The sequence below is a fragment of the Tardiphaga sp. genome (assembly GCF_028290785.1).
In the GTDB taxonomy this organism is placed as follows: domain Bacteria; phylum Pseudomonadota; class Alphaproteobacteria; order Rhizobiales; family Xanthobacteraceae; genus Tardiphaga.
On the sequence record NZ_JAQGJD010000058.1, the window covers coordinates 1 to 6,879 of the forward strand.

General features: G+C 64.6%; 8 protein-coding genes and 1 tRNA gene. 3 read left to right on the forward strand and 6 right to left on the reverse strand.

From position 1 onward, the window contains the following. Together JWR89_RS03285 and JWR89_RS03290 are read right to left on the reverse strand one after the other, a co-directional pair. Positions 1 to 566 (reverse strand): fumarylacetoacetate hydrolase family protein (locus JWR89_RS03285; protein WP_299711794.1); only part of this gene is annotated, 566 nt, incomplete at its 3' end. Positions 567 to 644: 78 nt separating this feature from the next. After that, complete coding sequence (locus tag JWR89_RS03290) at positions 645 to 1,496, reverse strand: MBL fold metallo-hydrolase (RefSeq protein WP_299711796.1); 852 nt, start codon at positions 1,494 to 1,496, stop codon at positions 645 to 647. A 110-nt stretch (positions 1,497 to 1,606) separates the two neighbouring features. Here JWR89_RS03290 and JWR89_RS03295 point away from each other — a divergent pair, with 110 nt between their 5' ends. Further along, entirely contained in the window at positions 1,607 to 2,020 is a 414-nt protein-coding gene (locus JWR89_RS03295; RefSeq protein WP_299711797.1) for a DUF3775 domain-containing protein, read from the forward strand. A 214-nt stretch (positions 2,021 to 2,234) separates the two neighbouring features. Here JWR89_RS03295 and JWR89_RS03300 read toward each other — a convergent pair whose 3' ends face one another. Together JWR89_RS03300 and JWR89_RS03305 are read right to left on the reverse strand one after the other, a co-directional pair. Continuing rightward, complete coding sequence (locus JWR89_RS03300) at positions 2,235 to 3,017, reverse strand: SDR family oxidoreductase (protein WP_299711798.1); 783 nt, start codon at positions 3,015 to 3,017, stop codon at positions 2,235 to 2,237. 164 nt (positions 3,018 to 3,181) lie between these two features. Then, on the reverse strand, positions 3,182 to 3,691 hold the full coding sequence (locus JWR89_RS03305) for a CvpA family protein (protein ID WP_299711799.1): 510 nt from the start codon (positions 3,689 to 3,691) through the stop codon (positions 3,182 to 3,184). Positions 3,692 to 3,801: 110 nt separating this feature from the next. On the opposite strand from JWR89_RS03305, the gene JWR89_RS03310 reads away from it, so the two are divergent. Next, entirely contained in the window at positions 3,802 to 4,563 is a 762-nt protein-coding gene (locus JWR89_RS03310; protein ID WP_299711800.1) for an SDR family oxidoreductase, read from the forward strand. 227 nt (positions 4,564 to 4,790) lie between these two features. Next, a tRNA-Met gene (locus JWR89_RS03315) sits at positions 4,791 to 4,867 on the forward strand. A 240-nt stretch (positions 4,868 to 5,107) separates the two neighbouring features. Here the strand turns inward: JWR89_RS03315 and JWR89_RS03320 are convergent. Both JWR89_RS03320 and JWR89_RS03325 read right to left on the reverse strand, forming a co-directional pair. Beyond that, positions 5,108 to 5,938: a CHAD domain-containing protein gene (locus tag JWR89_RS03320; protein WP_299711801.1), complete on the reverse strand. Its 831-nt coding sequence runs from the start codon at positions 5,936 to 5,938 to the stop codon at positions 5,108 to 5,110. After that, on the reverse strand, positions 5,935 to 6,828 hold the full coding sequence (locus JWR89_RS03325; protein ID WP_299711802.1) for an AAA family ATPase: 894 nt from the start codon (positions 6,826 to 6,828) through the stop codon (positions 5,935 to 5,937). The genes JWR89_RS03320 and JWR89_RS03325 overlap by 4 nt, the downstream gene beginning before the upstream one ends. Between the last annotated feature and the right edge of the window lie 51 nt (positions 6,829 to 6,879).

Sequence of the window (6,879 nt, forward strand, 5' to 3'; positions counted from 1 at the left end):
TCCTTGGTCACCAGCCACGGACCGAGCGGGCCGAAGGTGTCGTGCGACTTGCCCTTTGTCCACTGCCCGCCGCGTTCGATCTGGAAGAAACGCTCGGAGACGTCGTTGCAGACCGCATAGCCCGCGACATGCTTCAGCGCGTCGGCTTCGGTGATGTACTTGGCACGGGTGCCGATGATGATGGCGAGCTCGACTTCCCAGTCCAGCTTGGTCGAGCCGCGCGGCTTTTCGACGTCGTCATTCGGGCCGCACAGGCTGTTGAGCGCCTTCATGAACACGATCGGCTCCGACGGAATCGCCATGCCGGCTTCCTTGGCGTGATCGACATAGTTCAGGCCGATGGCGAGGAATTTCGGCTTGCCGCCGACCGGCGAACCGAGCCGCGGCGAGCCTGACACCAGCGGCAGCGAGGCGGCATCGAGGGCGGCGAGCTTTGCCAGGTTGGCGGGGGAGAAGGCGTCGTCGGCCAGATCCTTGATCTGTCCCGAGAGGTCGCGCAACTGGCCGTCCTTGTCGATCAATCCCGGCTTCTCGCTGCCGACCGCACCGTATCGCACCAATTTCATTGTTCTCTCCCTGAGGCATTCTAGGCCTCAAATGTCATGGCGCAGCGCGCGGCGAAATTCAACCGCCGCCGGCGCGAACTAGCCCTGCAAGGCCACGAATTGGAAGGCCTCGCCGTCGCGCCGGATATGGCCGGCGTCGAAATGCCCGCCGATCACCAGCGTCGGCGTATCCGCGAAGCGCGCGAACAGATCGTGCCGCGTTGCAGCAGACTGCACCGGATCGGAATCCGCGGTCGATGACCACGCCAGATGCGCCATCTGCACGGGATTGTGCGCGACGTCGCCGGTCAGCAGCGCCTGCTCGCCGTCCGATCGGATCAGCACGCTCATATGGCCCGGACTGTGGCCCGGCGTCGGGATCAACGTGATCTCGTCGGTCAGTTGCTCATCGCTCGCCACCAGCTCGGCGCGGCCGGCATGGACGATCGGTTGGATGGAATCGTTGAATACCGCGGCGTGCTCCGGCCGGTCGCTGTGCGCTTTCCAGTGCGCGTATTCGATCGCGCCGAACACATATTTCGCGTTGGGGAATGTCGGCACCCACCGGCCATCGACCAGTTTCGTATTCCAGCCGACGTGATCGACATGCAGATGGGTGCACAGCACCATGTCGATACTGTCAGCCGGAAAGCCGGCCGCGGTCATATCCTCAAGGTAGGGCGTCTGCAGATCGTTCCAGACCGGCACCGCGCGACCCTGCTTGTCGTTGCCGAGACAGGTATCGACCACGATGCGCTGCGCCGGCGTTTCCAGCACCAGCGATTGCACGGTCATCTTCAGCCGGCCTGCTTCATTGGCAAAATGAGGGATCATCCACGGCAGCCGCTGCACATCGTCGGGTCCGGCCTGCGGCAGGATGAAGCGCGTGCCGCCGACGGTCTGCATCTCGGCGATGGGGGTAATCCTGACCCGGCCGACGGTCCATGGCATCCGGCGTTCTCCGCTCTTTTGGTGCTGAAAGATGCGGGTTTGCGCCGGCCCGCGCAATGGATCATCTCGCAAGGCTGCGCGTTATGTCGTTCTGACAACAGGAGCATGCGATGCCCGAACTCTCGATTTCATCCGATCAGGTGGCGTTCCTGATCGAAAAAGCCCGGCAGTTCGACGCCAAGGATATCGTCTCCGATCCGGATTCCGGCTCGAACGGCGCCGACGACGACATGATCGATGTGCTGGAAGACAATGGCGGCGATCCCGTGCTGCGCGAGATTGACGGCTTCATCGCCGCGCTGACGGAGGACGAGCAGATCGATCTGGTCGCCCTGATGCGGCTTGGCCGTGGCGATGGCACCATCGAGGAATGGGACGAACTGCGCCGCGAGGCCGCCGATGGTCGCAACGGTCACACCGCACGCTATTTGCTCGGCGAGCCCTTGCTCGGCGATATGCTGGCCGAGGGACTGGACGCGTTCGGCATCGACTGGACCAGCGAGCGCACCACGCCGGTGATCTGATGCGATCCGCTTGTATAGAACGCGGCGGTGCTTCTTCCCTCGCCCCGCCCGGCGAAGCGAAGCTTCGATAGGCGGGGAGAGGGTGGCTCGGAGGGCCGCAGGCCATTCGAGTCGGGTGCCACTATCGAGTGAAACACTGGCTCCCCCTCACCCGGAGCCGAGCTGACGCTCGGCTCCGACCTCTCCCGCGGAAGAGCGGGGAGAGGTAAAAGTCCTACATCGTGCCCGGAAACGCGCCGCCATCCAGCACGATGTTCTGGCCGGTGATGAAGCCGGCCTTGGCGCCGCACAGGAACGCGCAGGCGAGACCGAATTCTTCGGGATCGCCGAACCGGCCCGACGGATTTTCGCTGGCGCGCTTGGCCAGGATTTCGTCGATCGAGAGACCGGTGGCCTTCATCTGGCCGGCCGCCACGCCGCGCAGGCGGTCGGTATGAAACGGGCCCGGCAACAGGCCGTTGATGGTGACGTTCTCGCGCACGGTTTTTCGCGAGAGGCCGGCACAGAAGCCGGTGAGGCCGGAGCGCGCGCCGTTCGACAGGCCCAGCACGTCGATCGGCGCCTTCACGGCCGCCGAGGTGATGTTGACGATGCGGCCAAACTTGCGGGCCATCATGCCGTCCACCGTCGCCTTGATCAGCTCGATGGGCGTCAGCATGTTGGCGTCGATCGCCTTCAGCCAGTCGTCGCGATTCCAGTTGCGGAAATCGCCGGGCGGCGGGCCGCCGGCATTGTTGACCAGGATGTCGATCTGGCCGGCCGCCTTCAGCGCCTGCTCGCGGCCCTCGACGGTCGTGATGTCGCCGACCACTTCGGTGACCTCGACGCCCGGATAGGCCGCGCGGATTTCCGCTGCGGTCGCGGCCAGCGCTTCGGCGCCGCGCGCGGTCAGCGTGACATGCACGCCCTCGGCCGCCAGCGCCACGGCGCAGGCCTTGCCGAGGCCCTTGCTCGATGCGCACACCAGCGCGCGACGGCCTTTGATTCCCAGATCCACGATGTCACTCCTGCAATTCGATAAGACGAGGCGGGCGTTATAGCCGGTCCAAGTGGGCGTGATAAGGCCGCGGCGGGCATGCCAACCTGTACCGCGCAACCCGTCTCGTGCCCCGGCTCTGCACTGCAGCGTGAAACGCTGCAGTGCGTCCGGGACAAGAAGGCCTAGATCCGCCGGTCGCGCTTCCACTTGTCGATATAGGCCGTCACATCCGGCGGCAGCGACTTGAAGCCGCGCTGCCCGGCCTGCGACAGCAATGGTCGCAATTTCGAGTCGGTCATATAGGACGGTTGCAGATTGGCCGGCAGCATCTGATCGAAGATCAGAACCAGCGTCACCGCGATCAGGCCGACGCGGGCAGCGCCCAGCGCGGCGCCGGCGAGGCGGTCGGCGATGCCGATGTCCGGCCCGATCATGTCATCGACGGCCATCCGCAGCACCGAGCCGAGCACAATGCCCGAGACCAGGAACGCGCCGAAGAACACCAGCGAGTTTTGCGTGGCGACGCCGGCATTGGCCACCTGCGGCACGATCAGCGATGTCACCCAGACGGCGATCGGCATCGCCAGAAAGTAGCCGAGGATCGTCACCACGCTGCGCAGCAGCCCGGCGCGAAATCCGATCACGACCGCCACCGCCAGGCCGACATAGACAACGAGATCGAAGGTGTTCATCGAAGGTCTTCCATCCCGGCCATTCCGTATCGCAGAAATCATGGCCGCGCGGTCGGCTTGCGATCCCGGCCATGCCCTGTATCAGTAAACAAAAGCAGCAGGGAGTTGGCATGTCGGGAATCTTCGACGTCAGTAAAGAAATCATTCTCGTCACCGGCGCTTCACAGGGGTTGGGCCGGCAATTCGCCCGCGTGCTGTCGGCGCACGGCGCGGCCGTCGTGCTGGCGGCGCGGCAGACCGCCAAGCTGAAAAGCCTCGAAGACGAGATCACGGCGAAGGGCGGCCGCGCCGTCGCCGTGCAGATGGACGTCACCGACACCGCTTCGATCGCAAGCGCGATCGATGCCGCCGAGGCCGCACTCGGGCCGGTCAGCGTGCTGATCAACAATGCCGGCATTGCCGTGGAAAAACTGGCGGTCGATCAGACCGAGGCGGACTGGGACGCAGTGATCGGGGCTAACCTGAAGGGCGCGTATTTCACCGCCACTGAAGTCGCCCGCCGCATGATCGCGCGCAAGCAGCCGGGCAACATCGTCAACGTCGCCTCGGTGCTGGGCTTCGGGGTGATGAAGTTTGTGTCGCCCTACACCATCTCCAAGGCCGGCGTCGTGCAGGCCACCAAGGCGCTGGCGCTGGAACTGGCCGGCCACGGCATCCGCGTCAACGCGCTGGCGCCGGGCTACATCGACACCGATATGAACCACGAATTCTGGGCGACGCCGCCCGGCGAGAAGCTGGCGAAACGGATCCCACAGCGCCGCGTCGGCCACGAGTCCGACCTCGACGGCGCCATCCTGCTGCTGGCCTCGAACGCCTCGCGCTACATGACCGGCAGTACCGTCACCGTCGATGGCGGGTTCCTGCTGACGTGACCGTCCACCGCGCTATCTCATTGATCGGACTGACATTTCGATAAATCGTCATAAAAACGCGAAAACATCGGTGATGGCCCTTTCCAAAGCCGCCATGCGTTGGTACATACCCCTCGCACCGCAGGCTTTGCCTCGGTTGCCTTCTCAGGAAGCCTCCGGACTGGGATCGATCGACGCCTTCGGGTGTTGGCCGGTTGCATGTCGTTCTCGGTTTCCCGAAGGTTTGGCGCGGGGTGGAGCAGCCCGGTAGCTCGTCAGGCTCATAACCTGAAGGTCATAGGTTCAAATCCTATCCCCGCAACCAAACATCTGATCGGTATAGCGAGATAAGACGAAATAGCCGCCCTCCGGGCGGCTTTTTCGTTTTGTACAAGCACCACCGAGTAGCCGCGCGAGCAACGTAGTTATGGTGCTGATGGCGCGCGATGACGGCTTGTTCAAGCGACCAATCGAAGGGCGGCAAGGTCGCCCGTCGGCACTGCGGGAGGGAACGCCGCTGGCTGCCGCGCCGGGGCTCCATGTCTGCCAGCCCTGAGCAGGCACGTCAGCCGAGACGCCGAAACGCGTCTTTCGCCTCGCGCAGCAGCTTTTCCTTCCGCTGCCGATAGAAGCCGGCGGAGAGGCTTCCGGGCTGCACCTTTTTGAACCGCTGCAGGTCGCGGAGATCGCCGAGCGCGCGTTGCACCGATTGGGCGGCTTCCCGCTCCCGCGATGCCGTCCGGCCCTCCGGCAAGCCGATAGTGGCAAGTGCCTCGCGCATGTAACGGTAGCGTTTGGCGGCGAGGCGCAGCCGATGGCGCCGCTTGCCGCCTTTCATCCCGTCGGCGCTGTTGCGGGCCAGACGTCGCTTCCACCGTTGCAGGCGGGCGGGAGCACAGTCGGCAAGCAACCGCTTGCGCTGCTTGTTCGCCGCCGCGGCGGCTGTCGTGAGCCACGGCCCGGCGACGATCCATTGTTCAAGTCCGGCGACGAACCGATCACATCGCTTCGAGCGCAGCATGGCCGCCAGCCGCCGGTGGTTTTGTAATGTTTCCCGGGCTAGCCGTTCGCCGGCTTTGACGGCCAGCGTCTTTTTCGGCTGTGCCTTCGCATAGCCACTCGCCACGTCGCTGTCCCGTGCTGCTCCCAGGGCTTCATTGAGCCAGCCGATCTCGGCTTTCAGCTTCGGCCAGGCCGCATCCCGCGTCATGGCGGCGAAGAATTTCCGCGCCGCGCGCAGTTTTGTCAGGGCTATCCGGATCTGATGGATCGCTTCCGGGTTGCCGCGACAGGCTGCGGCGCGGTGCGCTCGAACCGAGGTCACGCATTGCCGTGCGATGCGTTGGAAGGCGCTTCGGCAGGTCAGCGCGGTCTCCGTCCTCGTGCGTGCGGTCACGGTTTTCCTCCGACAGGCGCGCCGTGCAGATTCACATCGTCACACGCCCGCGCGAGCGTCTCTTCGGGGGTTCCTCCGGCGTCGATCATACGCCATTCCATCGTTCCGAGCGACATGGCTTCCTGCTGGACGGCGACCGACGCGGTGGCATCCGAAGCATCGTTACGTCGATTCTCGATCCTGGAGACACGGACGGAGCGCTCGGCGGTCAGGAATAGGCCGATATGTGGAATTTTTGCCGGCGGGATCGTCGCAAACGATGCGCGCTCCGCATCGCGGAGAAATGCCGCATCGAGAATGACGGAATGGCCCTGCAGGGCCACGCGCGCGGCGTCGGCCATGAGTTTCGCGTACACGCGCGCTGTTACGTCGGGCGTATAGGCCGATGCCGGCAGCCGCTCGGTCTCGTTCACGCCGAACAGCTTTTTGCGGATGACGTCGGATCGGAGCACAAGCGCGCCCGGCGGGGGACCGAGTATCGGCGCGATTCCGCGCGCCAGCATGCTCTTGCCGGTGCCCGAGAGGCCGCCAATGGCGACCATGCAGGGTGGCGCAGGGTCGATCAGCGCGGTGGCGAGGTCGAAGTAACGCCTGGCGTCGTGCCGGATAGAATTGCCGTTCTCTTCGGACAACTCGCTCTTGGTGAACAGCACATGGGCGCGGATCGCCGCCCGCATCGAGAGGAAAAGCGGAAGCAGCGCCAGCGCGTCCAGTGTCGCGTCGTCAGCTTCGGCCATGTAACGGTTGAACAGCGCGTTGGCCGCGGCGTGAGCTTGGTAATAGAGCAAATCCATCAGCGGAAAAGCCAGGTCGTACAATACATCCGTCGTCGCAATCGCGGGATCGAATTCGATGGCGTCAAACAGCAGCGGCCGGCCGTCGATCAGCACGATATTACCGAGGTGCAGATCGCCATGGCAGCGGCGGACGAAGCCGGCCTC

Excerpts from the sequence above, each read along its gene's own strand:
- JWR89_RS03295 (WP_299711797.1), top strand. The coding sequence starts at position 1,607 with ATGCCCGAACTCTCGATTTCATCCGATCAGGTGGCGTTCCTGATCGAA.
- JWR89_RS03290 (WP_299711796.1), bottom strand. The coding sequence starts at position 1,496 with ATGCCATGGACCGTCGGCCGGGTCAGGATTACCCCCATCGCCGAGATG.
- JWR89_RS03310 (WP_299711800.1), top strand. The coding sequence starts at position 3,802 with ATGTCGGGAATCTTCGACGTCAGTAAAGAAATCATTCTCGTCACCGGC.
- JWR89_RS03305 (WP_299711799.1), bottom strand. The coding sequence starts at position 3,691 with ATGAACACCTTCGATCTCGTTGTCTATGTCGGCCTGGCGGTGGCGGTC.